The 24,748-nt window shown below is 65.7% G+C and carries 25 protein-coding genes and 1 tRNA gene; 10 read left to right on the top strand and 16 right to left on the bottom strand.

The genetic code is table 11. The features are described from left to right. Positions 1-31 precede the first annotated feature (31 nt). Genes OG300_RS23810 through mftA form a run of 5 tightly spaced genes read right to left on the bottom strand, consistent with a single transcriptional unit; the run spans position 32 to position 3,151 of the window. Positions 32-835 carry a mycofactocin-coupled SDR family oxidoreductase gene (locus OG300_RS23810; RefSeq protein WP_405485108.1) on the bottom strand — a complete coding sequence of 268 codons (804 nt, stop codon included), beginning with the start codon at positions 833-835 and terminating at the stop codon, positions 32-34. Continuing rightward, positions 832-1,521: a mycofactocin biosynthesis peptidyl-dipeptidase MftE gene (gene mftE, locus OG300_RS23805; protein WP_405485106.1), complete on the bottom strand. Its 690-nt coding sequence runs from the start codon at positions 1,519-1,521 to the stop codon at positions 832-834. Before mftE ends, OG300_RS23810 begins: the two co-directional genes overlap by 4 nt. Further along, complete coding sequence (gene mftC, locus OG300_RS23800) at positions 1,521-2,741, bottom strand: mycofactocin radical SAM maturase (RefSeq protein ID WP_405485104.1); 1,221 nt, start codon at positions 2,739-2,741, stop codon at positions 1,521-1,523. The genes mftE and mftC overlap by 1 nt, the downstream gene beginning before the upstream one ends. Positions 2,742-2,757: 16 nt before the next feature. After that, the gene (gene mftB, locus OG300_RS23795; protein ID WP_405485102.1) at positions 2,758-3,057 is read right to left on the bottom strand and encodes a mycofactocin biosynthesis chaperone MftB; all 300 of its coding nucleotides are present in this window, start codon (positions 3,055-3,057) and stop codon (positions 2,758-2,760) included. Continuing rightward, entirely contained in the window at positions 3,035-3,151 is a 117-nt protein-coding gene (gene mftA, locus OG300_RS23790) for a mycofactocin precursor MftA (protein WP_405485100.1), read from the bottom strand. Before mftA ends, mftB begins: the two co-directional genes overlap by 23 nt. Positions 3,152-3,262: 111 nt before the next feature. On the opposite strand from mftA, the gene mftR reads away from it, so the two are divergent. Then, the gene (mftR, locus tag OG300_RS23785) at positions 3,263-3,877 is read left to right on the top strand and encodes a mycofactocin system transcriptional regulator (protein WP_405485098.1); all 615 of its coding nucleotides are present in this window, start codon (positions 3,263-3,265) and stop codon (positions 3,875-3,877) included. A gap of 38 nt (positions 3,878-3,915) precedes the next feature. On the opposite strand, the gene OG300_RS23780 is transcribed toward mftR, so the two are convergent. The 5 genes from OG300_RS23780 to OG300_RS23760 form a co-directional block, all read right to left on the bottom strand. Beyond that, positions 3,916-4,290, bottom strand: coding sequence for a hypothetical protein (locus tag OG300_RS23780; protein WP_405485096.1), 375 nt, complete (start codon positions 4,288-4,290; stop codon positions 3,916-3,918). Beyond that, positions 4,287-4,580, bottom strand: a complete 294-nt coding sequence (locus OG300_RS23775; RefSeq protein WP_405485095.1) for a hypothetical protein — start codon at positions 4,578-4,580, stop codon at positions 4,287-4,289. Before OG300_RS23775 ends, OG300_RS23780 begins: the two co-directional genes overlap by 4 nt. 2 nt (positions 4,581-4,582) lie before the next feature. After that, positions 4,583-4,819 carry a hypothetical protein gene (locus OG300_RS23770; RefSeq protein WP_405485093.1) on the bottom strand — a complete coding sequence of 79 codons (237 nt, stop codon included), beginning with the start codon at positions 4,817-4,819 and terminating at the stop codon, positions 4,583-4,585. Continuing rightward, positions 4,816-5,766: a hypothetical protein gene (locus OG300_RS23765; RefSeq protein WP_405485091.1), complete on the bottom strand. Its 951-nt coding sequence runs from the start codon at positions 5,764-5,766 to the stop codon at positions 4,816-4,818. The genes OG300_RS23770 and OG300_RS23765 overlap by 4 nt, the downstream gene beginning before the upstream one ends. A 186-nt stretch (positions 5,767-5,952) precedes the next feature. Then, positions 5,953-6,660: a S1 family peptidase gene (locus OG300_RS23760; RefSeq protein ID WP_405485089.1), complete on the bottom strand. Its 708-nt coding sequence runs from the start codon at positions 6,658-6,660 to the stop codon at positions 5,953-5,955. 500 nt (positions 6,661-7,160) lie between these two features. Here OG300_RS23760 and OG300_RS23755 point away from each other — a divergent pair, with 500 nt between their 5' ends. After that, on the top strand, positions 7,161-9,266 hold the full coding sequence (locus tag OG300_RS23755; RefSeq protein ID WP_405485087.1) for a CocE/NonD family hydrolase: 2,106 nt from the start codon (positions 7,161-7,163) through the stop codon (positions 9,264-9,266). On the opposite strand, the gene OG300_RS23750 is transcribed toward OG300_RS23755, so the two are convergent. Both OG300_RS23750 and OG300_RS23745 read right to left on the bottom strand, forming a co-directional pair. Further along, a complete protein-coding gene (locus OG300_RS23750; RefSeq protein ID WP_405485085.1) occupies positions 9,267-10,259 on the bottom strand; it encodes an endonuclease/exonuclease/phosphatase family protein in 993 nt (330 codons plus the stop codon). A 98-nt stretch (positions 10,260-10,357) separates the two neighbouring features. Then, positions 10,358-12,553, bottom strand: a complete 2,196-nt coding sequence (locus tag OG300_RS23745; protein ID WP_405498637.1) for a phosphocholine-specific phospholipase C — start codon at positions 12,551-12,553, stop codon at positions 10,358-10,360. A 346-nt stretch (positions 12,554-12,899) separates the two neighbouring features. Here OG300_RS23745 and OG300_RS23740 point away from each other — a divergent pair, with 346 nt between their 5' ends. After that, a complete protein-coding gene (locus tag OG300_RS23740) occupies positions 12,900-13,055 on the top strand; it encodes a hypothetical protein (protein WP_405485083.1) in 156 nt (51 codons plus the stop codon). 21 nt (positions 13,056-13,076) lie between these two features. Here OG300_RS23740 and OG300_RS23735 read toward each other — a convergent pair whose 3' ends face one another. Both OG300_RS23735 and OG300_RS23730 read right to left on the bottom strand, forming a co-directional pair. Further along, on the bottom strand, positions 13,077-13,406 hold the full coding sequence (locus OG300_RS23735; protein ID WP_405485081.1) for a hypothetical protein: 330 nt from the start codon (positions 13,404-13,406) through the stop codon (positions 13,077-13,079). Positions 13,407-13,410: 4 nt separating this feature from the next. Further along, complete coding sequence (locus OG300_RS23730) at positions 13,411-13,611, bottom strand: hypothetical protein (RefSeq protein ID WP_405485079.1); 201 nt, start codon at positions 13,609-13,611, stop codon at positions 13,411-13,413. A 210-nt stretch (positions 13,612-13,821) separates the two neighbouring features. Here OG300_RS23730 and OG300_RS23725 point away from each other — a divergent pair, with 210 nt between their 5' ends. The 3 genes from OG300_RS23725 (at position 13,822) to OG300_RS23715 (ending at position 16,457) form a co-directional block, all read left to right on the top strand. Next, a complete protein-coding gene (locus tag OG300_RS23725) occupies positions 13,822-14,703 on the top strand; it encodes a helix-turn-helix domain-containing protein (RefSeq protein WP_405485077.1) in 882 nt (293 codons plus the stop codon). Beyond that, a complete protein-coding gene (locus OG300_RS23720) occupies positions 14,700-14,888 on the top strand; it encodes a DUF397 domain-containing protein (RefSeq protein WP_405485075.1) in 189 nt (62 codons plus the stop codon). Before OG300_RS23725 ends, OG300_RS23720 begins: the two co-directional genes overlap by 4 nt. A gap of 195 nt (positions 14,889-15,083) precedes the next feature. Continuing rightward, positions 15,084-16,457, top strand: a complete 1,374-nt coding sequence (locus OG300_RS23715) for a cutinase family protein (RefSeq protein ID WP_405485073.1) — start codon at positions 15,084-15,086, stop codon at positions 16,455-16,457. Between the two features lie 45 nt (positions 16,458-16,502). On the opposite strand, the gene OG300_RS23710 is transcribed toward OG300_RS23715, so the two are convergent. After that, on the bottom strand, positions 16,503-16,703 hold the full coding sequence (locus OG300_RS23710; RefSeq protein ID WP_405485071.1) for a hypothetical protein: 201 nt from the start codon (positions 16,701-16,703) through the stop codon (positions 16,503-16,505). Between the two features lie 750 nt (positions 16,704-17,453). On the opposite strand from OG300_RS23710, the gene OG300_RS23705 reads away from it, so the two are divergent. Continuing rightward, a tRNA-Met gene (locus OG300_RS23705) sits at positions 17,454-17,527 on the top strand. 1,365 nt (positions 17,528-18,892) lie between these two features. Then, complete coding sequence (locus tag OG300_RS23700) at positions 18,893-19,657, top strand: hypothetical protein (RefSeq protein ID WP_405485069.1); 765 nt, start codon at positions 18,893-18,895, stop codon at positions 19,655-19,657. Positions 19,658-19,699: 42 nt separating this feature from the next. Here OG300_RS23700 and OG300_RS23695 read toward each other — a convergent pair whose 3' ends face one another. Further along, entirely contained in the window at positions 19,700-21,322 is a 1,623-nt protein-coding gene (locus tag OG300_RS23695; protein ID WP_405485067.1) for an acyl-CoA synthetase, read from the bottom strand. Between the two features lie 188 nt (positions 21,323-21,510). On the opposite strand from OG300_RS23695, the gene OG300_RS23690 reads away from it, so the two are divergent. Further along, positions 21,511-22,362, top strand: coding sequence for an alpha/beta fold hydrolase (locus OG300_RS23690; protein WP_405498636.1), 852 nt, complete (start codon positions 21,511-21,513; stop codon positions 22,360-22,362). A 1,187-nt stretch (positions 22,363-23,549) separates the two neighbouring features. Next, positions 23,550-24,734, top strand: a complete 1,185-nt coding sequence (locus OG300_RS23685; protein WP_405485065.1) for a hypothetical protein — start codon at positions 23,550-23,552, stop codon at positions 24,732-24,734. The last annotated feature ends 14 nt before the right edge of the window (positions 24,735-24,748 follow it).

Here is a 24,748-nt window from a genome sequence, read left to right as displayed (position 1 = left end):
CAGATTCGAAAGCCCTGTGGCAGTGCGAGAGTCACAGCGCGAGCCCACCGTCGACCGGTAGCACTGCTCCGGTGATCGCACCGGCCGCCGGGGAAGCCAGAAAGGCCAGCGCAGCAGCGATTTCGCGTGGCTCCAGCAGCCGCCCGACCGGCTGCTGCGCGGCGAAGGCATCAGCACCGGCGAGGTCGTACAGCCGGGCGCTCTCGGCGAGTACGGGGGTGTCGGTCGAGCCCGGGCTGACCGCGTTCGCGGTGATGCCGGTGCCGCCCAACTCCACGGCGAGCGCTCGAATCAGCCCCGCCACACCGGCTTTCGCCGCGCAATACGCCGCCAGCATGGGCAGACCCCTGGTCGCGGCGGCGGAGGCCACCGCCAGGAACCGACCCGAGCGTGGTTCGGGCCGTTCGAGCAGCACCGGAATTACCGCGCGGGCCAAGGCGATCACACCACCGAGGTTGACATCGAGCACCGCCTGCTGCTGTGCGCGCGGCACCTCCCACATCGGCACACCGCCCGCGACGACTCCGGCGCAGGCGATTCCGGCGTCCACCCGCCCCCACCTGTGCTGTGCCTCGGTCACCGCCGCCTCCATGGCGTCGGGGTCGCGAACATCCGCGCGGTGGGCGTGAATTCGGTCCGGCAGCCAGCAGTGTTCCCGGGCCCGCGCGACGACCTCGGCGAGATCGGCCGGTGTCGCCATCGCATAGGGCAGCGCCGGGTCGTCGGCGACGGAGTCGACAGCCAAGACGGACCAGCCGTCCGCGACGAGTGCGTGCGTGGTGGCCGCGCCGATACCGCGTGCGGCCCCGGTGACCACCGCGACCGGGCCGGTCACGATCGCTCCCGGGGAATCCAGGCGGTGAACTCGTGCAGCAGTGCGGCACCGAGTGATTCGAGCAGCCGATGGCCGGTCTCGGCATCCGCGTGCGTGGGGTCGCCGAGTACCCCCGTATCCGTGACGGCCCGGACGCCGCCGGTACGCAGGAGGGGCATGATCTCGCCGAGCGGACGGGTATCACCCGGCACCGCGCGTTCCATGCGCACGTGCTCGGGCGCGAGTGCCAGCATCATGGACGTCTCGTGGTGACCGGCATGCGGATCGCCGTCCCACCGCGGGCAGAACAGCTGCACCGCACGCGATTCCGTGCGCAGCTGCCGCACGGCCCGGACCAGTGGATCGTGATTGCCGCCGTGCGCGGAAACCAGCAGTACCCGGTCGAAGGTGTCGAACGCCGAGCGGCACAGCTCCACGACGAGCAACTCCAGCGCGGCCTGGCCGATCGAGAGGGTCCCGGAGAATCCGGCGTGCTCGCCGGAGGAGCCGTAGGCGAGCGCCGGTGCGACCAGTACTTCCTCCCGGGCGGCGCGGAGTCGTTCACACAGGGCTACAGCGATATCCGTGTCGGTCGACAGCGGCAGCTGCGGGCCGTGCTGCTCGGTCGATCCGATGGGTATCGCGAGCACCGAATCCTCAGCGCGCACTTCGACTTCCGGCCAGGACATCTCGGCGAGCCGTGGCATCACCGACCACCTGGCGGGGTGAATCCGGCGAGCGGGCTTTCGTCACAGCCGCGATCCGGGATGCGCTGCTCGGGCGGACCCCAGCCGATCTGCACCGGCACGCTCTTACGGGTGCGATGTGAGTGATCCAGCGATGGTCGCGGCCGCTCGCCGACACTCGGCACCGATAGCGCAGTCTCCCCGAAACCCTTGACGCACTCCGGATCCGGGCCGTCCAACGGCAGCCCGGTGAAGAACTTGGCCGCCATGCACCCGCCCCGGCACGCGTCGAAGGCCGAGCACGAGGTGCACGCGCCCCCGGTCTGCGGCCCGCGCAGCTCGGTGAACAGATCCGAACTCTGCCAGACCTTTTCGAACCCACCGGCGTCGAGCACATTGCCCGCCAGGAAGTTCTGGTGGATCGCGAACGGGCAGGCGTACACGTCGCCGACCGGGTCGATCAGGCAGACCACCCGCCCCGCGCCGCACAGGTTGAGCCCCGGCAGCGATTCGCCGTATCCGGCCAGATGGAAGAAGGAATCCCCGGTCAGCACCTGTTCGCCGTGTGCGAGCAGCCAGTCGTAGAGTTCGCGCTGCTGGGCGGCGGTCGGATGCAGTGCGTCCCACACGTCCGCGCCGCGACCGGACGGCCGTAGCCGGGTGATCCGCAATTGCGCGTCGAACCGGTCGGCGAGCGCCTTGAAGGCATCGAGCTGACCGACGTTCTGCCTGGTCATCACCACCGAGATCTTGAATCCACGAAATCCGGCGTCCGCGAGATTCCCCATGGCGCGCAAGGCGGTCGCGTACGAGCCCGGCCCGCGCACCGCATCATTGATCTCGGCGGTCGCGCCGTCGAGCGAGATCTGCACGTCGACGTAGTCACTGCCGGCCAGCCGCCGCGCCACCTCGGGGGTGATCTTGACGCCGTTGGTGGAGAACTTGACCCCGACGTGATGCGCGGTGGCGTAGTCGACCAGCTCCCAGAAGTCCTGGCGCACAGTCGGTTCGCCGCCACCGATGTTGACATAGAAGACCCGCATGCGTTCCAGCTCGTCGATGACGGCCTTGCACTGCGCGGTGGTCAGCTCGCGCGGATCGCGCCGCCCCGAGCTGGAAAGACAGTGCACGCACGAGAGATTGCAGGCATAGGTCAGCTCCCAGGTCAGGCAGATCGGGGCGGTGAGGCCGAATTGGAATTGATCGACGAGCGATCCGGCGGGGTCCGCGGCCAGTGTCATGGCTGTCGGCCTTTCATCATCGTGGGCAGATCATCGTCGAATCGGCCAGCGTGGCAAGGGCATTCGCGTAGGTGCGCAATTGCCGCGGCGCGACTCCGGCGGCGGTGCAGGCCGCCCGGGCGCTGGGCGCACTGCCGAGGTGCTCGACGACCCGCAGCAGCGTGGGGCTGCGCAGGAACGACAGCCGCCGGGTGCCGAAGTGGTACAGCAGCGCGCCGAACCGCTCCGGCCGCACCGACACCTGCTCGTGCAGACCCCAGCGCCCGTCCAGGTCGAACCCCGGCGGCGCGGTGTCAGTAGACACCGCACATGCCATCGATAGAAACCTCTTCCACCAGCATTTCTTCAGAGATGACGTCCTCGGTGGCCTGGTCGAGGGGTGCTGTCGCGGGGATGGATTCGTCGATCATTGCCGACTCCTTCGAACGCCGTGCCAATTACGGCACTGTGTGACAAATATGGTTTCGAAGATTAACGACACCGTGTGACAGAATCAATACCCCGGCCAGAAAAGGACCCCGATGACTCTCGACGAGCAGGACCGCGCACAGGCGCGCCGCGGCCGACCGCCCGGCACCACCGCCCGTGCCGTGGAGGTGATCGCGATCCGCCTGTTCGCCGAACAGGGCTTCGACGCCACCACCGTCGAGGAGATCGCCGCCGAGGCCGGTATCAGCCGCCGAACCTTCTTCCGCTATTTCGAATCCAAATCCGCCGTGCTCTGGTACCAGTTCGACGGCGAAGTAGACCGCCTCCGTGAAGCATTCGCTCAGGTCCCCGACGACGTACCCCTCATGGACGCGATCCGTCAGGTGGTAGTGGCCGCCAACGTCTACCTGGCCCAGGACGCCCCCCAGCTACGCGCCCGAATGCATCTGCTCGGCACCGCCCCCGGCGCACAAGCCAGCGCGGGCCCGCACTACGACGCCTGGGAACGAACCGTCAGCGAATTCGCCGGCCGCCGCCTCGCCGAACCCGCGGATGCCCTGTACCCCTTGGCAATCGGCCGCGCCACCCTCGCCGTCTGCCGTGCCGCCTTCGACCGCTGGGTGGTCACCGCCGACAGCGACCTCTCCGAGTACCTGGACCTCGCCCTCCGCGCTCTGGGTAGGGGATTCGCGCCTGGAGCGCAGTAGGAGCCGCAGTCGGACAGCGGGTTCGATGAATTCGGAGGCTAGTCGTCGAAGACCGGCGACTTGCGCTGGTACGAATAGTCCTCGTCCCACTGCTCCCGGGCGGAGTGCGGCGACTCGCGCTCGGGCGTATCACCGAGTCGCTCAACGATTGTCGCGACCCGTGGATCAGCTTGGACCTCGGTCGCCAGGTGCTCGACCTGTGCCTGCGCTCGATCGCGAGCCTGATTGATCAGTCCGGCGATCATCGGGCCCAGCCGCTGGCCATCGGGAATCGTCGCGTCGTCGAGCGTGAGGGCGATGACGTGGCCGTTCGCCCGGACATCGACGGAGATGCCGTCGGAGCTCAGCGAGACATGGCTGCTCGTCACCGAATCGGCGAGGCGATCCATTCGGCTGGAGAGTGATTCGGTCATGCTCCGAAACCCTGTGCGCTGTGCTGGTCCGTCCCCGTGTACTCGGCGGCGCCCGAGGCGGAGTGGTCACCCAGCTCGCCGAGATGATCCGCGAGGATTTGCAGGGCCAGCGCGCCGATCCCGGCGCCGAAGTGGCAGGCATCGGGGACGGTGGTCCCGCTCAATCCGCTCTCGACGCCGGGAAGCGCGCGGTGCGTGGTGATCTCACCGATCCCGCTGCCCGCAGTGGTGAACGTACCGCCGAGCTTCAGCACGGATTCGGGGTGCACTTCTAGCGGTCGATCCGACATCGTCATCTCCGTAACGCCAGCTTCGTGAATGTCAGTGCGACGATCAGCAATCCGATCAGGATCAGTGCGATGCCGCCGGGAAGAGTGGGGAAGCCCCGGCTCGAGGGCGAATGCGTCCGGCCGTAGTCGACCAGCCGGGTGGCCAGATCACGAAAATTCACCACGAGCATGAGCCCGAGGGTCGATACCGCCAGTCCCACCACGATCAGGACCAGATCGCCCAGATATCTCACGGTCACCAGATCCTGAACATGTAGCTGCCGGTGAGGGCCGCGCCGGGGGTTCCGAGACCACCACCGACCTCGGTGGAGTAGTCCTTGCCGTGACTGAAATCCGGTATCCCGCCCCAGGTTTCGCCGACCGACCCGACCACGCCCGGCCCGGCCTGACCGGTCGCGGTGACGCCCCACCCGTGGATGTAGCTGTCGATGTCCTTCGAGGACGGCTTCGCGCCTTCGTCGATCCAGCCCGCCCGAGCCGTCGGCAGTTCGATGTCTCCCGGTGTGCCAATCCCGATCTGCGGCCCGATGTAGACATGCCCGTCACGGGTGATCGTGACCACCCCACCGCCGCCCACCAACCATGGTGAGAACGCACCGAAATCGACGGTGTAGTAGTCGGGCTGCCGCAGTCCGCCGAGACCCGAGAGACCAGCCAATCCCTGGAACGCACCGGTGATGCTGCGTGCGGAACTATCGAGCGTGTCCCCCAACGATCCCAGCGCAGACATGATCAGATTGCCGTGCTGCGACGCACCCCGCGACATGGATCCCAGACTCAACAGCCCCGCCACCGGTCCCAACGCCGCCGAGAACAGCTTCTGCGCCATGGACAGATGTACCGATCCGTCCTCGGCGACGTGATACCCCGCGTCCTCGGCATCCTGAATCTTGTTCTGCGCCTGCTGATGACTATCCGTGATAGCCGCATGCCCATCGCGTGCGGCAGTGTCACCCGCCACCAGTGCGTTGATCGTATGCGTCAGAAACTCGTCGGTTTTCCCATGCCGCTCCCGCATGGTGTCGCCGCCAACACCACTCCAAAACGCCTGTGAGCCATCAACTGTCGCCGCCACAGTGCTCTGATGTCCACTCGCGGCCTGATGCCCCTGCCGCCACTCGTCGGCAAGGCTGAGCAACGGCCCCACATCGAGAGCCCGGACCTGACTGACTGTTGGCGTTCCCACGACCCCCCTTTGACTGGCGACAGTCGGGAAAAACTACCGCCGAGCCTCGAGGCCCCACCAGATCCACTAGCGCTTTCCTTACACCTTCTCCCCGGTCGAATCACGTTTCTGCACAGAATGAGTTGCCGTGCAGGCAGTCTCGATCGAATCGTGCGGAGCCCTCGATCGGGAAGGCGCACCTCGGGGCTATACGGGTGCGAACCCGGCGCCGGGACCGCCTGCGGCATCCAGTGCGGCCAGGACCGGGCCGATCGGCTGGAAGTACTCCGGTTGATGGATGGGGTTGGCCGCGACCTCGCAGGGGGCGGGGATGTCGATGCCGACGAGTTTGGTGAAGCGGCCGCGGTTGAGGCCGACCAGCTGGTCGCCCGCGGTGACCGGGCCGCCGGAATCGCCGGGCTGCGAGCACACCTGGGTGAGGGTGACGGCGCCCATCGTGCTCCACACGACGCCGCAGTCGAAGCCGCTGGATCGGCCGTTGGCGCAGACCACCGCACCCGGCGGCGGGGGGCCGCCGACACCGGCGATCGTGGTGCCGCCCACCGATCGGACCGGATTCACCTTGGCCGGATCGAACTGGATGACCGCGTAGTCGGCGTCGGTGCGGAACACCGACGCCGTCACCGTGCCGAGCACGCCCGCCCCCGGATTCTTCTCGGCGGAGACCTCATCGCCCGCCTCGGCGCAGTGTCCGGCCGTGAGGCCGATCAGGCGGCCTTCGCGGTCGTGGCCGATCGCGGCCAATGAGCACACCGCATTGCCGGGCAATCGGATACCGGAGCTGCCGCCCAGTACGGCGGGGGCCGGATCGGCCTGTGCGACAGCGATTCCGGGGGTGGCCGCAGCGGCCATCAGCCCGAACGAGACGGTGCCCAGTATGCGGGTGATCGTCATGGGATTCTCCTTGCATCGGTGCCGCGGATGCGGTGTTCCGCCACACGAAGTGGTGCGAAGAACCTCTCAGCAATTCACCAGCTACACAATTGGTGATCGGCGTCCGTGATCGCGGCGTGACTGCCGAGTGATCAGGTGGCGGACTCGAATTCCGTGGTCGTAGCCGCTCGGGCGACCGTTGGATCACGACTGCATGAGGTGCGTCACGACCGAAAATCAGCATTCGATAACGACGATCCGGTGACGCGGATCGCAGGTCGAGCACTGTCGCGATCAGATTCCCCGGCTGGGTCGATGCGGAGGTAACCGTTCAGTTAACCGAAGGTCTCGGCGGCTGCCGGGTTCGTCGGCGGCGCTCCGGGATCCGCCGGATTCGTGGGCGACCTCGACTCGAGATTCGGCCCCGAATCGAAGCGATAGGCAAATGCACAAGTCGCTGTCTGGGATACTTGGCGTTTGCCAATGTTCGGTGAGCATCCCCACATGTGATGTTTGTGCACATGACGACACAATGGCGCGTGGCTCCGTCGGTGTGGCGGGCTCGGATGCGGAGGATCGCCTCCCATGGATGGTTGTTCGCGGTGGCGATGCTGGCGGTTGCCATCGTGGTCACGATGGTTCCCGCGAATCGGGCGCAAGCCGATCCGGGACAGGGGCCCGCATTGCCCGCGCCCGCGGGATTCGGGTTGCCCGACGGGTATACGGCGAGCCCGGACCTCTATCAGACGGGGTACGACGTCGCGCAGGACGTGCGGATGAGCGACGGAGTGGATCTACATGCGTCGATTCGGTTTCCGCTGGATCCGGTTTCGCATCAACCCGCGAAAGGTCCCTTCCCCGTGGTGCTTTCGGTGACGCCGTACGGGGCGTACAACGGGCTGCTGGTGTCGGCGATCGGCGGGGTGTTCGAGGAGTACCACCTGCCGGTGCCGGGTGACCTCGGCGGCGTGATCAATTCGGTGTCGCAGGAGGTGAGCGCGCCGGTCGATCTGGTGAATCGCGGCTACATCAATGTGATCGCGGATGTGCGTGGCACCGGCGCGTCCAATGGTCAGTGGTCGCCGATCAGCGACCGCAATGCCCAGGACATCAAGGAATTGGTCGATTGGAGTTCGCGGCTGCCGAACTCCAGCGGCAAGGTGGGCATGTTCGGGTATTCGTTCCCGGGCGTGGAGGCCATGCACGCGGCCACGAAGATCGGCGAAAACTCGCCGCTGAAGGCCATTTTCGCGATGAACACCGACTACGACCTGCTGCAGGACGTGCTCGGCGACGGCCAGTGGGCGCCGCTGATCTCGCTGTTCGTGGTGATCTGGCCGGGACTGTGGCTGCAGTACGCCAATCTGTGGGAGGCGGCACTGATTCAACCGCTACGCGCCGTCGGGATCATCATCGACCGGTTGAAGGGCCTGATCGGCGACGATGGTCAGGGCATCCTCGGCCTGGCGGCGACGCTGCTGACCCACGGCCTCAACGGCGACGATCCGGTGGTCGAACCGCGACTGCTGTCCAACGACATCGCCGACATCGTGCACAACGACGTCGCCGTCTACGCGGTCGGCGGCGACACCGACATCTTCCAGGGCGCGACCTTCAAACTGTATGCGGCACTGCAGAATGTGGCCGCCGGGCGAGATCCGTACGGCCCGATGGACGCATCGATGAAACCCGACCCGCGCTATCAGATCCTGCAAGGCCCATGGCCGCACGTCACCACCGGTTTCGCGCCCACCGGCCGCCTCCGCACCGAGGAGCACACCGCGGCCTGGTTCGACCACTGGCTCAAGGGAATCGACAATGGCGTGGAGCGAAACACCAAGCCGATCAACGTGATCGACGACAGCGGCAATGCGCTGAGCACCAGCGCGTACCCGTTCGCGGAGACCACCCCGACCAGCTACTTCCTCGACGGCAACCAGCTGTCGGCCAGCGCGCCCGCCGGTGATCAGGCACCTGACCGCTGGGACTACTCGCTGTTCAGCAATCCGTGCAGTCGCGAGTTCGGCAAGGCGTCCGGCGGCGTCCTGGAATTCGTCATCAACCTGCTGTCCCTGGGTAACCTGCACGACCCGTGCAGCCGTGGCGAGATCGGTCCGCAGACCGGATTGACCTACACCACACCGAGTTTCGACGAGCCCATGACGCTGGCGGGGCCGATCACCGCCGACCTGTACGCCAGCTCCACCGCCGCCGACGCCGCCTTCGACGTGGCCGTCGAGGATGTGGCTCCCGACGGCAGCGTCCGCCAGCTCACCGAGGGCGCGCTCACCACCAAGCGTCGATCCGTCGACGAGGACCGCTCGTGGCGCACCGCGGACGGCACCCTCTACGCCGTCGTGCACCAGAACACCGCCGAGTCGATCCAACCGCTCACCCCGGGCGAGGTCACCGAACTCCAGATCCGGGTCTTCCCGACCGTCGCGAAGATCGACGCCGGTCATCAGCTGCGAATCCGCGTGTCCAGCAGCTCTTTTCCGGCCACCATGCCGCACCCGGCCGATATCCCCGGCCTCTTCGGTTCGAGTGTCGACATCCAGCACTCGGCGCGGTACCCGTCGAAGGTGGTGCTGCCTCTCGGCCCCGCATCGGGTACGGCCTGGCGGTGATCAGAAGCGCAGACGGGCGATGACCGCGCGGTGGTCGGTGTCGGGCATGGTGACGGAGTGGATCGCCGTCGCCGTGCCGTTCGCGACCAGTACGCGGTCGATGCCGATCACCGGCCCGAAGGAGCGGTCGGTGGGCCAGCTCGGCAGTGCGCCGACACCGAGGAGCTCGGCGGAATCGGCGTAGCGGCCGATGGTGAGGGCCCGGAACTGAGCGTGGTCGTAGGTGGAATTGAAGTCACCGCCTACGGCTACTCGGCCGGGCTCCGCTTGCAGTAGGTCGCGGATCTGGCCCAACTCGTGCGACCACTGCCCGGCATTCGACAGTGGCGGGATCGGGTGGAGTCCGAAGATCGTGATCGGTCCGAGGCTGGGGTGGGTCATGGTGGCGCGCAGGTTGTTCAGCCAGAAGCCGTCGAACTTCATGCCGTCCTGGAGTGGATATCGGCTGAAGATGCCGGTGCCCTGCCCGCCACCGGAGGGGGCCGTGAATCGGTAGGGGAGCGCGTCCGCCAGCCCGGCGGCGTCGAGCCGGTCGAGCAGCTCCGGTGTCAGCTCTTCGAGTGTGAGTACCTCCACCCCGTTGTCTCGCACCTGCTGGACCACGGCCTTGGCGTCGCCGCGTCCGAGGTACTGATTGGACTGCATCACCACCAGATCCGTGCCCGCCGCAGGACTTCCGTCCGGCCACAGCATCGGCAGCTGCGACCACAGGGCCGCACCGGAAACCGCGACCGCGATCAGCGCTCCGACCCGCTGCCGAGCCAGTCCGAGCACCAGGAGCGAGACCACCGCGCCCACCATCAGATAAGTCGCGAACGACGTGGCCAGTGTCGCGGGCTCCCATACCGTCGTGTTGTAGTGCAGCCCGACCCCGAGCACCCCCGCGAGCAGCAGCGGCCATCCCGCCACCGCACCCAGTACCCGCCACCGGCGTCGCGTGCGCCGCACCGGCGGCTCGACCTCCAGCGGTCGCTGTGCCAATCCGTCAACCATCGTGTGAACCCCTCCCACCCTGTGTCCCGCCGACCCTACCGGGCCGCGTGACCACCGGATCCGGCCCGCAGCCGATGCCACGGGCCGGTCCGGGGTGGTCAGGCCGTGCTGCTCGCGCCGCCGTTCTCCAGGTGCCCGGCGAAGTGCCTGCGCCAGTTCGTGTTTCCGGACAGCGTGAGGTTCAGGTCGTACCAGCCCTGGTCGAGTGGTGCGACGATGTCCTGCCTGGCTCCGGCCCCGACGGTCGTGGGAGAGCCGCCGCTGACCTGGACTGTGACCGCCGAGCTACCCGAATTACTCACGGTGACAACGAAAGTGGGTTGGCTCGCACTGCCCCCGATCGCGGCGGTCGCGGTGATGGAGGCGGTGTCGCCGGTCCCGGCGGCCTCGACGAGGAAGCCGTTGGGAGCGTGCACGGCGAAGTCGTAGGAGCCATTGATCTGGAATCGCTCCTGCGCCGTCGCGGCGGGTGCCACGACTGTCTGACGAATCGAATTGTCCTGGTAGGCAAAGGTTTGGAACGGCATGGCGACCGATCCCTGATTGCCGAACCGAACCGTCGCGGCCGACCCGGCCACCTCCAGCCACGCGACCGGCTGATACGGCAGCGGCCGGGCATTGGCGCGCCCACCGTCCTGAACCGGCATCTGCTGCCCACCCGGCGACGGCGGAGTGGGTTTGGGCAGGTTCTTCTGCCCCGCCGCCCGGGCGCGTTCGGCATTGGCGTCGGGCAGGGTGGGAATGCTGGTGTCGCGCTTGCCGAAATCGAAGCAGCTGGTGAGGTCGCCGCAGATCGCGCGCCGCCAGGCCGAGATATTGGGTTCGGCGACACCGGTCCACTGTTCGAGGAACCGCAGGACCGAAGTGTGGTCGAACACTTGCGAATTCACGTATCCGCCGCGACTCCACGGCGAGATGACCAGCATCGGCACCCGCGGCCCGAGACCGATCGGGGCCTGCCCGCTCAGCAGTGCCCCGGCCCGGCCGATCAGGGCGTCCATCGCGGCCGACCCCGACGCCAGCCCGAGGGTGGCGGAGCCGGAACTGAGGTCGGTGCCGGTGATCTCCAGTGACGCCAGGATCTCGTCGGGCGTACCCGGCGGGGCGGTGGGCGGCACCAGATGGTCGAAGAACCCGTCGTTCTCGTCGTAATTGACCAGCACGACAGTCGATTCCCACAGTTTCGGGTTGTCCCACAGGGCTTGCAGGACGCGCTGGATGTACGCGGCACCGTCGGCGGGCCGGTAGGCGGGATGCTCGGAGTACCCGGCGGGCGCGACCACCCACGACACCTGCGGCAGCGTGTTCGAGGCGCAGTCCGAGATGAACTGCTGCAGAACGTAATCCACGTTCGTGCCGTCGGTTCCCGCTGGCGGCGGCGACATTCCGGCGACGGTCACGTTGGCGCGGTCGGCCAGCTGCCGGACGGCGGGATCGGCGGAGGCCGCCGCGTCGTGGTAGGCGCGGAACAGCCACAGCGGATTGTCGCCGAAGTCCGCGAGGAAGTCGCCGCCGCTGTGCGAATCGGCATACACCTGCCACGAGATTCCCGCCTGCTGCAGGCGTTCGGGATAGGTCGTCCAGGTGTAGACGGGCCGGTAGTCCGGAGGATTGGAGACCGCGGGCCCGCCCGCACGCCCGGCGGCGTCGATGGTGCCGGACCAGTGGAACAGTCGATTCGGGGTGGTGGGTCCCTGAATAGAGCAGAAGTAGTGGTCGCAGACCGTGAACGCGGCCGCCAGCGCCCGATGGAACGGAATATCGGCCTCGGTGAAGTAGCCCATGGTCATCTTGGACTTGGCCGCGATCCACGAGTGATACGCGCCATCAGCCCAGGCCAGATGCGTGGTGTTCCAGTCGTGGGCGAGATCCCCGAGATCCTGCCCGTCCACCCGCGTGGTGTCGACGTGCCAGGGCAGCAGGAAACCGGTGCTGCTGAACGCGTCCGGCTGATGGAAGGCATCCAGGCTGCCGCCCGCCGACCCGCTGCCACTACCCGACCCGCTGCCGCTACCGGAACCACTCGCCGACCCGCTCGCACTACCGGTGCCCGCCGATCCGCTGCCCAGGTCGGTGCCCACCCCGCCGGAGAGCGCGGTATCCATGGCCGCCTGGAGAATCGGGTTGTATCCACCCGCGGGCAGTCGCACAGCGCGCTTGTCGCCGAAACCCCGCACGCCGCTCATGGTTCCGAAATAATGATCGAACGAGCGGTTCTCCTGCATCAGGATCACCACGTGCTGAACCTGATCCAGCGACCCCGATCGCCCGGGTTCCGCCAGGGCTTCCGCCATGCCCTCGGGTAGTCCAGCAACCCCGGCAGCTCCCGCCGCGAGCATCGACCCCAGCACCGTCCGGCGATTCGCCGTACCGAACGCACGTCCCATTACAAGTCTCCATTCAGCCTGTAGGTCAACACTTTCCGGCCCACACCCGCCGACCTGTCGTTCACCTTCCGGCAACGCGGCAGACGCTACAGCGTGACCTCCGGATCCGCATCGTTGGAAATTGGTGTCCTGCGGACATCGCTCAGCAACATGGGCACGAGCGGATGCGGCGAACAGCCGGAGGTCGCTCGGTCCGGATCGCGGCGAGTAGAAGGGTTCTGGCGGTCCGTCCCGATTCCTAGGCTCCCGTGTCGTGAGTGAACTCGATCATTTGGTCTTGGCAACGCCGGACTTGGCGGCCACGGTAGCCCACCTGACCCAACTGCTGAGGGTGGCACCGATCGCAGGCACCCGCCCCACCCTCATCGCCACCATCGGCACCGACGCGAACGCGATCGTCCTGCTCTGACATCCGCGCTGATCACGTCGATCAGTTCACCGGGGTGATGTGGTTGCTGATGACGTCCTCGATCGGCTGTGCCGCGCCGTCGTCCGTGGTCGCTTCCGCGCCGTCGAGGATGCTGTCGAGGATGGCGGCATGGTCCAGCGTGGCGGGTATCCGGTGCGCGTCGCGCGCACTGACGATGACCGCGAGCAGCACGATGGCATAGACCCGCGAGCGCGGCACGGTCAACCGCCACCCCCGCTCCTCCTTCTCGCGCAGCCGCGCCTCGACGGTGTCGAGAACGTCCTGAATGACCTGCAATTCGATCTGCTGGGGGTCATCATCCCTGGATTCGACCTCCCATTGTGCGCACATGTCCTCACCTGGCCCGATGCCGGCCGTGACGGCGGTGAGTATTGCTGACTGGCACGCGGTGAAAGCGTCGATCACCCGCGACGACCATCGAATTGCGTTGCGCATCAGGGTATTCGGTGCGATCGAGGCCGATTCCCCACGCGGCAGCGATGCACAGTAGTAGCGCGGCAATGACCGAAAGCAACTGGATCGTGGCGGACAGCATGTGAATCCCCTTGGAATGAAGGCATTTACAAATCGGACATGATGTCGATGCGGCTGTGTGGACAACGACACCACCGCTGCCGTGCGCGGATCTCACCTTTCTGGAATTTCACCGGAGAATTGCCATTTCCCCAGGACGGTTTCCATGAGCGGCGCACACTGATTCCGTTCGATGCGGTCCAAATATTCCGTGTACCAGGGGGTAAGCGTGATGGGAGACGAAGACAGCACCCTGCCGCGACGGCAGCTTGGTCGTTACCTGCGCCAGTACCGTGAGGAAATCGGTTTGACGATGGCGCAGGCGGCGAAGCTCGTCGAGATCGGTACGAGCACACTGCACCGGCTGGAGAAGGGCACTGCGGAAAAGGTTCGAGTCCGAATCATCCTGCACCTGTGTGAGATCTACGAGTGCACGGTGGATGACACTGCCGCGTTGAAGAGGCTTGCTGAGCAGGCTGCGGTCAAGACGTGGTATCAGGAGCTCGGCGATCTGCTGCCCGGTAGCTTCGATCACTATGTCGGACTGGAAGCGGCTGCACGTCAACTGATCTCATATCAGGAAGTGGTACCAGGGCTGCTACAGACGCCGGACTACGCCCGCACCTTGATCCGTGGTTACCGTACCGACATGCCCGACCGGGATATCGAGCGTCGCGTGGAGTTGAGACTTCGGCGGCAGAAGATCGTGACTCGAAGGGCCGAGCCGGTAGGGCTCGACGTGGTGCTGCACGAGTCAGCTCTACATCGGGTCGTCGGCGGCCCGAGGATCATGGCAAATCAGCTGCGGCGCTTGGCCGATGCCGGGACGGGGCCCACGATCGAGGTGCGGGTGCTGCCCTTCGCTGCCGGTATGCCGATGGGGCTGTTGCCCGGTTCCTTCGTGATCCTCGATTTCGGTCTCGACTCCAAGGGGCGCGCACTGGAACCCCCGGTCGTCTACGTCGAGAGCGTGCTGACGGCGCAGATCTATCTTCAGAAGGAACCGGACATTCAGCGCTATCGTGCGGTATGGGCCGCGCTTCATGACGCATCGCTGGGTGTCGAGGAAAGCCGCGCGCTGCTGAGGAAGATCGCAAAGGAGTACGAGACGTGAATTCGAATCTTGCCACCTGGTTCAAGAGCAGCCGCAGCCAAGCGGATCAGGAGTGCGTCGAGGTCTGCCACGCTGTCGACAAAGTAGGGGTCCGCGACTCCAAGGATGGCGGTGTAGGTCCTGAGCTCTGGTTTTCGGCTGCCGCGTGGGATGGCTTCCTGTCCAGCGGGATCTGGCGGCGTTGACTCTGCGTCAGTTTCGCGGTGCTGTCTGCCGCTGACGTGGAGTTCGTCCGGATGCGCTGGCATCTGAAACAACTATGTGTCTGAAAACCCTGCGAAATCGGCGCCGAGTCGCGAGAATGGGCTGTTACTGCGCAGCGGGACCCGAGCCTTCGCGCACGGGCCCCGAAACACCGTCGGCAGCAGAGGATTTGGACGATGAGCAGGCTGGCGCCCTGGTGCGCGGCGATCTTGGTCGCCGCCACCGTCTTGGTCGGGAACGTGGCGGTCGGTGACGGGCGGGCGGAGGCGCGGGGGCCGAAGTCCTGCACCCCGTACACCGCGATCTTCGCCCCGGGAACCTGGGAAACCAACGCGAACGCGGATCCGGCGGTGCCAGTCGGCATGCTGCGGCCGATCGGTGACGGACTGCAACAGCAGTTCGGCAGCGACATCAGCGTGCTCTACGCACCTTATGCCGCAAGCGCTTTCGATCAGGGGCTGAGTTACGCGCAGTCGCTGAGCACCCTCGAGGACCGGCTGCACACCATGATGAGCGGCCTGTGCGCCTCGACCCGGGTGATCCTGGCCGGATACAGCCAGGGTGCGGACGGCATCGGCGATGTCGCCACCGAGATCGGTAATGGGCAGGGGCCGATCAGCGCCGACCGGGTGATGGGCGTCGGACTGCTGGCCGACCCGCATCGCGACCCGAATACCACTATGTCCCTGGGCAATCCGCAACCCGGCCACGGTATCGCCGGAACCCGCGGCCAGGACTTCGGCGCACTCACCGACCGGGTGCGCACCCTGTGTGTGGCCGGAGACCTGTACTGCTCGCTCAATGCCACCGCCTCCCCGTTCCTCGCCGCGCTCGGCCGGGTGCTCAGCGGTGATCCCGCCCCGATCTCCGCACTGGTCCCGTCCGCCATCGACCCCGCGACACTCGTCGCGCAGGTCGTGAAGATGGGTGCGGGTTGGACGGCGACCGCCGCCAACATGCCCACCATCCTCGCCGGACTCACCGACCTTCCGACCGTGATCCAACTCGGCGATATCGGTGAGGCGCACCAGATCGCGAGCGACCTCAACGACATGCTGACCCCGATCGTCCAGGCGGCCGCCGGCGTCGATCTGCCGCTGGTCGCCTCGGTCATCCACGCGGTCGCCGCCGTCGACCCCTCGGGCCTGGCCGGTGCGATGAGCGTCTTCGCCGACGCGCTCACCAAGATCGACATCCTGCACATCGCCGACGTGGTCGGCCAGATGCAGGAAACCCTGTGGCGCGCAGTCGGATCCCTCAACACGACCGGTCCGATCGCAGCCACCGCGGACCTGTCCGCGCTCGTCCCCTCCGCGATGGAGCTGGCCGGAGCCGTCGTCGGCCCCTTCGCCAACGTCGTCCACGGCAACCTCCTCACCGCCGCGCAGGCCCTGCTGAAACTCGGCGGCCCCGACAGCGTCAACGACCTGGTACAGCTGAGCCGCCAGGGCGTCGCCATGGCCTCCTTCTACGCCTCGAACGCACACGTCGACTACGGCGACGACGCCCAGATCCTGCTGAACTACCTCGGCTCCCGAGTCGCCTCGTAGGCCACTATGTTTGGCTGGCCGAATTGACTTCCCCCGCAACAATATTCAGCTACTGAGGCCGGGTAGGAGACTGCCGAGCCCGCGTCCCGGATGGTTGGTGCCGGGCTGGCTCGTGCCGGGTGTATCCGAATCACCCTGTCCCAGGCCAGGAATGGGGGAGTTGTCCTGCTGATGATTCTGCGGATAGAGCGGGCTCGCCGGATTGTTGGGGTTCAACGGGCTGTTGGGATCCTCCGGATTCGCCATCAGGCACGCGGTATCGGTGAGATCGCAGGGGCTCGGTCAGATTCGGTCCCGACGGGGTCGGTATGGGCGTCGGTGTCGGAGGCTCTGGCGCGACCGGGGTGGGAGACGAAGGCGCCTCGGGCCCAACGGGATTCACCCCACCCGGCGTTCCCGTGCCCGGCGTTCCGGCACCTGGAGTACCAGTGCCCGGCGTTCCGGCGCCCGGAGACCCGGTGCCCCGGGTGCCTGCGCCGGGAGTACCTGTGCCGGAAGCGTCCGCACCGGGCGTCCCCGCGCCTGGAGTTCCTGCGTCCGGACTTCCCGCGCTCGGTGTCCCCGCCCCCGAGGTCCCTGCCCCGGTCCCTCCCATATCCATACCGGTCCCAGCTCCCGCCCCACCACCCAAACCGCCTCCGGCACTGGGAGTGTCCGGCGAGGTAGCCGCCGGAGCGCTGGCCCCGCCATCCCCCAAATCGCCGGGCGCAGCCCCGGCAACAGCCGGAGCCGCCGCGAACGCGGCAACCACCAGCACCGCCGTGAGCACTCTCCTGGTCCGGGACACGAGTGAAGTAGTCAACCGCTCTCCTACGATCGTGGCCCGCCGCAATCCGGCGCGCCTCGACTCGACCCAACCAGCCCCAGGTGCGAACACAATTGGCATTCGATGGCAGTCCACTGTGAGTCGCCCACCCGCCCCTTCCCCTGCGAAAACCCTTTCTGAACAGCCGATTAGGCGCTCACTCACGCACCCCGTAGTGTTGTACATACCGACGCGGGGTGGAGCAGCTCGGTAGCTCGCTGGGCTCATAACCCAGAGGTCGCAGGTTCAAATCCTGTCCCCGCTACTCACGAGGGCGGTCCTGACCAGTAGGTTTCAGGACCGCCCTCAACTTTTGTCGAGGTTGTCGGCAGCGGCGTTGGCATCATGCCGAAACGGTCATGTCGGTCAGCGCCTGAAACATGGCGAAATGTATCGCTACCAGATGCTTTCCAGTGGACAAAGCGGGACGAGTGGGGCCGTAATCGCTGGGTTGCCGACCCTGTGATCGCACGACCTCGCCGAGGTGCCCTCGGGCTCCGCACGGCCATGGGCTGGGTGCCGGCAATGGCGGTCGTGCCGGTTCGAATCTGTGGGGTGGTTCGAACAGCATCCACAACAACGCGTGCCCGTGGAGAACTGCAGATTTCCGCCGATCTCGAGGCGCGTCGATTGAGCGGGTGGCGCGGATGGTTCGGACGCAGGTCGTCGCTGACCGGTAGTCCTCATTCGGCGCAGTGGCGAGATGAGCGCGCGACGTTTTGTAGACATCGAATGCAAACAAAACACAGTGTGCCGCAACCCATCTGCCAATCAGCATTGGGGCGCTTTACGCGTGTGCCTATCGCGACTCGAATCGTCGCGCCAACAGGAGCTGTGGTCGCCTGCCACGATCGCAGTGGCGGCGGCCGCGTTCAGCACCGACATCTCCCGACACGGCGGACCGGGTCTCCAGGAGTCCTCATCAACCACGGGCGCAGACAAGCCCCCGCCGATCAGGGCCTCGGCTCGGACGAAGAGCGACGGCGCACTCGACAGTCGTCTCGCAGAGCAGTCGCACGGCTGCGCGATGCTGATTCGCCGATTGGGAGTCTTTCCAGGACGGTGCTTCCCTATGCTCGACTGCGCCGGCAGGACGCCCTGCGTGTGGCACAGCGAGGTGCCTTGCAGAGAGAACAGGCGGCGGACTTTCGGACTGGTAGTACTGCTGGTACTGGTCGACGCGTTGGCCGCACAGTTGTCGGACACTGCAGGAACCGAGATCGAACGAGCGAGCGCGGCTTTCCTGGCAAGCGTCAGGTAGTGGCTGGGGCGATCGACGGTCGTTCGGCCGGGATATTTGTTGCCAAACTATTTGCAGCAGAATCTATTTGAAGGACTGCCATCCAACGCGTGGACGGTTGTATTACCGACTGGTTTCGCTGAGAACTCTCTCAGGAACACTGAGGTGGCGATGACTTCGGATCGGCACCCGCTCAGCATGTTGAAAAGATCGCTACCAGGCCATTTCCGGCAGGCGGAGGTGAGGATGGACGGGGCCGAGATTGCTGGGTTTGGGTTCGATGGATACCACCGTGACGATCCGGGCTCGCCGCGTTGCTCTGCTGGACACCGTTGTGTAGCTTCGGGTTTGAGCTGTCAGGGCAGGAGATGCCTGACTGGAGGGGGCCCTGTGGTTGGGGATATTGCCGATTTGTTGGTTCGTTCACGCGAGTTGCTGGATTCCGCGCTTTCCAGGATTGATTCTCCGGTCGGCAACGCCGACCAGAACGCGGATATCGCGCAGGTGACGCCCCGGGAGAACTGGGGTGAGACGCTGCAGCAAAGCCTTCGGGGGGTGCAGGAGGAGGTGACGATCGCGATCTCGGATCCGATCCGCGCACGTCGAGAGTATCTCGCCGGGGATGCGCTGATACGGGAGCTGATCGATGACGGTAAGCGGGTACGGATGCTGGCGTCGTCCCGTTACGCAGACGAACACGACCTGGAGGAACTGCTGCACGACTACTCGTTCAGCGATCGAATCCGAGTCACACACACCAAGTTCCACAACACCATGGTCATCGACAACCGCCTCGCGGTGGTGTGGACGCATGTGGACGGACAGGCGCAGGCATACTTCGCCAGTGAATTCACCTTGATCGGTGCCATCCAACAGTTCGTCACGCAGACCTGGGAGACCGCCCTTCCGTTGCGTGACCATGTCGCCCTGCGCCAGCGGGGATTCGACGAGATGGGCATCGCGGTATTGCGCTTCTTGAACGCCGGCGTCACCGATGAGGTTGCGGCGCGCCGACTTTCGGTCTCGACGCGCACATATCGTCGCTATATTGCCGACATCATGATCCGTTTGAACGCCACGACTCGCTTCCAGCTCGGTTCACGCGCCGCCGAGCTCGGCCTACTCAACAAGGATGAGGATCGCGCGGATGCCTGAAAGTGGTTGTGAGCTACTGGCCAGGCATCCGCGCGAACCTGTTCACCGCGGCGAGCGTCTCAGTCCGGCGTTCTCCGCGGCGTGTTTCTTGGCGGCGGGGTAGTTGGCCTTGCCGCTGGGCTGGCGCATCATCTGCTCGACGATCCAGTAGCCGCGCGGCGCCTTGTATCCGGCGACCTTGGTACGAACATGCCCGTCGAGGGCGGCGAGGTCGAGCTCGACCTCGCCGCGCGGCTGCACCAGCGCTGCGACCGAGTTCCCGAAACGCTCATCCTTGATGCCGATCACCAACGCGTCGAAGACATCTGGATGCGACTTGAGCGCGCCCTCGACCTCCTCGGGGAAGACCTTCTCGCCACCGGTATTGATGCATTCCGATCCGCGCCCGAGCAGGGTGACGGTGCCGTCGTCCTCGTAGCGCGCGTAGTCGCCGGGCACCACGTACCGGGTTCCGTCCACCTCGACGAAGATGGTCTTCGTCTTCTCCGGATCCTTGTAGTAGCCAAGGGGTACGTGTCCCTTGCGTGCCATCCGGCCGACCGCGCCGGGTTTGGGCTCCACCAGCTTTCCGTCGTCGTCGATGAGTGCGGCCTGCGCGTTGTACTTCACCCGCGGTCCCTGGGAATGATCGGAATCCTTGCTGACCACTGCGAGACCAGTGCTGCCGCTCTCCGAGGATCCGATCACATCGGTGATGAACAGCTTCGGGAAGAGCTCGAGGTACTGCTCCTTGAGCGCCTGCGAGAACAACGCGGCATGGCTGCTGAACGCCCACAAAGACGACACGTCGTAACTGTTCGCACGGTAGGCATCCAGCAGCGGCTTGGCCATGGCATCACCGACCACGGTCAGGACGTTGACCTTCTCCCGCTCTACCGTCCGCCACACCTCATCGGCGTCGAACTGTGGCACGAACACGACGGTGCCGCCGGAGTTCAGCGTGAGGAACGCCGCCCACTGCGCGGCCCCGTGGATCAGCGGTGAAAGTGGTGCCATCACAATGCCATTGGGCGCGGACTTGGCGTTGTTGGCCAGTTCCCATTCGTCGGCGACGTATTCGCCGGTGACATGGTTGATACCACCGCCGAGCGTGCGCCACACATCCTCGTGGGTCCACATGACGCCCTTGGGGAACCCGGTCGTGCCACCGGTGTAGAGGATGTAGAGGTCATCGGACCGGCGTTCCTCGAAGTCGCGGGCAGTGGACTGCCCGGCACGCGCTTGGTCGTAAGAGATACCGCCGTAGCGGGTGTAATCCCCGTCGGTGCCATCCTCGACCACGATGATATCTGTCAGCCGGGGACCGGCCGGGGCGACCTCGGCGACGATATCGGCGTATGCGCGCTCGTGGACCAGGGCCTTCAGGTCAGCGTTGTCCACTATGTAGCGGACTTCCTCGGCCACATACCGGTAGTTGACGCTCACGGAGACCGCGCGCAGCTTGTAGGCCGCGAGCATCGTTTCGAGCGCCTCGATGGAGTTGCGCGAGTACACCCCGACGTGGTCGCCCTTACCGATTCCTCGTGACGCCAGGTGGTGCGCGAGCTGGTTCGCGCGCTCGTCGAGTTCCCGGTAGGTCACCCGGCGATCGCCGCAGATAACGGCGGTGCGGTCGGGCACCGCGTCTACCGCGTGTTCGAAGAGGTCTGCAACGTTGAAAGCCATGCGACACAAACTAGAACCGGTTTCAGTGTGTGGCAACGAAAGTTCTTGCCGACTGTTGGCAAAAAGCTGACAGCCTCGGGAGAAGTCATCGATCGGGAAACAAGTTGCCATTCTTCGCCCTAATGATGTCCGGTAATTGTCAGCATGTCCCATTGTCGGATATGGGAACGCGTTCTAATTTTCTAGCTGTGGATACAACCTATGAAGCCACGAAACGCGAAGTGGTCACGGACACGGGTGTTTTGCGCTACCACGAGGCGGGTGACGGGCCCCCGCTGTTGATGCTGCACGGTTCCGGGATCGGGGTGAGTGGTTGGCGAAACTACCGGGGTAGCCTGGCGGCGTTCGCCAAGGAGTACCACTGCTACGTTCTGGAATTCCCCGGGTTCGGGCTCAGTGATCCCGTCGAGGGCAATCCGGTATGGACGGCGTTGGACTCGGTTCTGCGCTTCATGGACGCGCTGGGCATCGAATCCGCCGCCGTCATCGGGAATTCGCTGGGCGGGGTGGTCGGGCTGAACCTGGCGATCCATCACCCGGGCCGCGTCGGCAAGCTCGTCTGCATCGGCGGGGTAGGGCCGACCCTGTTCACCCAGCCCCTCAGCGAGGGGTCCCAGATTCTGCAGGACTTCACCGAGCAGCCGACCCGGGAGAACCTGCTCCGCTGGCTGCGGTGCATGGCCTACAGTCCCGAGATCGTCACCGAGGAGTTGATCGAGGAGCGCTGGCAGACAGCGCTGGACCCGGCTGCGCTGGAATCGATCAAAGCCATGTACGGCAAGGAGGCTTTCGCGGCACGCCAGCGTCTGCTGACCGACACCGACCGACCACCGTATTGGGCGATGATGCACAAGGTTGGGTGTCCGACGCTGCTCGCCTGGGGGCGCGATGACCGCCAGACCCCGCTGGATATGGCCTTGCTGCCGATGCGCAGCATCCCGAACGCTGAGCTGCATGTGTTTCCGAATTGCGGGCACTGGATCATGCTCGAAGCAAAGGAGGCGTTCGAACGAATCACCTTGGAGTTCCTGCAACGCTAGATAGTTGGATCCGCAGTTCGGTGTTGAGCGATTACGTAGCACAACACCGAGCGGGCTGGCTTGGCACACCGTACCAACGGTGGTTGCTCATCGAGTACATGGAAGACGAGAGCTGGCTCGATGCGGTCGAGGAGCTCGATCACCTGATGAGAAAGAAGCAGCAGGGCTAACCCGCACATCCGCTTCTGTCCTATGGCGCGCGGCTCGGAACGGCCACACCCGGCCCCCGAATCCGCCGGAATTGGCAACGGATTTGGCAACCGGACGCGGCGAAATCCAGCGGGCCGGGTGATACGGCGCGGACAGGACGGACTGACGAAACCCCGTTGACCAGCACGGAACGGGTTCCGCCGAACGCGGAGGGACCCTGCGCGACGGGTCCTCGTTGGCTCATAACCCAGAGGTCGCAGGTTCAAATCCTGTCCCCGCTACTAGGGGAAACGGCCCGGAACCAATTGGTTCCGGGCCGTTTTCGCGTTGGTTTGGCATCATTGGCCAAACTCAGTGTCATGGATGTGGTGCCGCCGCAGGGGGTTCCATGCCGTCCCAGCATGAAGCTGGCGGCGAGGTCGGCGGCGTCTTCTTCCATGCCGTAGAAGCGGATCTCTGGCAGACCGGCTCTGGCAGCGAGCCTTTTGAATCGTTCCCGGATAGAGCCGGGTAGACGGGCGGCCGTCGTCGTAGGTGAAGACCAGGTCGGTGTTGCGGAAGTCGTCACCGTAGAGCGCTCGCTCGGCGTCCTGGATCGATTTCCATACGCGCAGCGCGGTGGCAGTCTCCTCGTCGAGTGTGATCAGGCGTGCGGAGTCCTCGGTCTTGATCTGAGCGTCCTGGGCGCGCCCGGCGACGACTACCTGGCCATGGTCGCATCTGACCGCCGCGCACTCGATCGTAGATGTACGCGCTGTGCACGATGCGGGTGCGATCGCTGAGCACCTGGCGAGTGTCGGGCCCGATCTTGCGAAGGGCTGTCAGCGCTGTCCGCGCCCGTGCTCGACTGCGAGTGCCGCGGTTCGGGCGCCTGCGCGAAGTATTAGATGCTTTAGAACATAAACTACTAAGAATTCGTTGTGATTTAGCCAGGTGACATGCGCATGCGGTTCGGATTGTATATGTTCGAACGCATATATAAACCGATGGAGCGCCGCTGTCATGTGGCGATCCGACCTGCAAGGAGTTCAACGACGATGAAGTGGCGTGCCCGGGCGGCCGGTGTTGCCGTGACCGTGGTGGGGTTGGTGTTGGCGGGGACGGTGCCGGGGTGGGCGATCCCGTGGGACGGTTTGGGGATCGCGGCCCCGGGGGCGGTGCCGCCGCCGGTTCAGCCGGACCCGGAGTGCACCCAGAATTACGCGACGGATGCGCCGGGCGGCGGAGCTCCGGTGGTCTGGGGGATCGGGCCGATGGAGTCGGGCGGCGGTGGAGCGAAACAGACAACTCCTTTCACGCCCGAGGATCCGGCGCGGGCCGATCAGGCGCTGCGACAGCTGAAACCGGCGGGCAAGCCGTTCGTGGTGCGACTCAACCGCATGTTTTCCGCTGACGGCGACGACGGCATCGCCCGTTACTGGGCGCTGGTCGATCGCTACACCGCACTCGGCCTACAGGTCGAGCTGCAGGTGCGCTACCACCCCGACCCCGCGGACAACGGCAACATCGACAAGTGGCTCGACTATGTGCGCCGCGCGGTCGACGTGTTCGGGGCTAACCCGGGTGTGACCGGTTTGCAGATCACCAATGAGGTCAACATCAAGGTCTCGGCGAATACCTCCGACGGCTACTACGAGGATGCGGAGGAGGCGCTCGTCCGCGGTGTCATCGAGGCGAAAAGGCAAGCGCAGCTCCGGAATTACACCCAGCTCGGCATCGGGTTCAACTATGCGGTGCTGCAGCCGTGGCTGTCGATCGCAGGTAGTACCGCGGGATTCTGGCGGGATATCGGCGCGCTCGGCGGCAACGAGTTCCGGGACGCGGTCGACTGGATCGGCTTCGACTACTACCCGCAGGGACGCCTGCCCTCGCAGCTGGTCGATCCCTATAACAGCATGGTCGGAGCGATGGCGCTGATGCGTAAGTGCTATCTGCCCCTGGCCGGATTCGACAACCGCATTCCATTGCACATCGACGAGGTCGGCTGGGCCACCGGTAGCCAGAGCACCGAAGCCGAGCAGAGTGACGCGATGCAGAGCATCGTTCGCGCGATCAACGACTACCGCGGCGTCTACGGAGTCTCCGAGGCGTACTGGTTCGACCTGCGCGACAACAACAGTCGCAGCCCCAAATCCGACGACTACTACGGGCTGCTGCGTGATGACTACACGCCCAAGCCCGCGTACGACCGGTTCCGGCGCCTGGTCGCCGACTACAGCTGACCCGAGGGGACTTC

The organism is Nocardia sp. NBC_00511, assembly GCF_045161165.1.
Taxonomy (GTDB): Bacteria; Actinomycetota; Actinomycetes; order Mycobacteriales; family Mycobacteriaceae; genus Nocardia.
The sequence above is the reverse complement of the archived record's forward strand: the minus strand, read 5'-3'. Positions and strand labels throughout refer to the sequence as shown.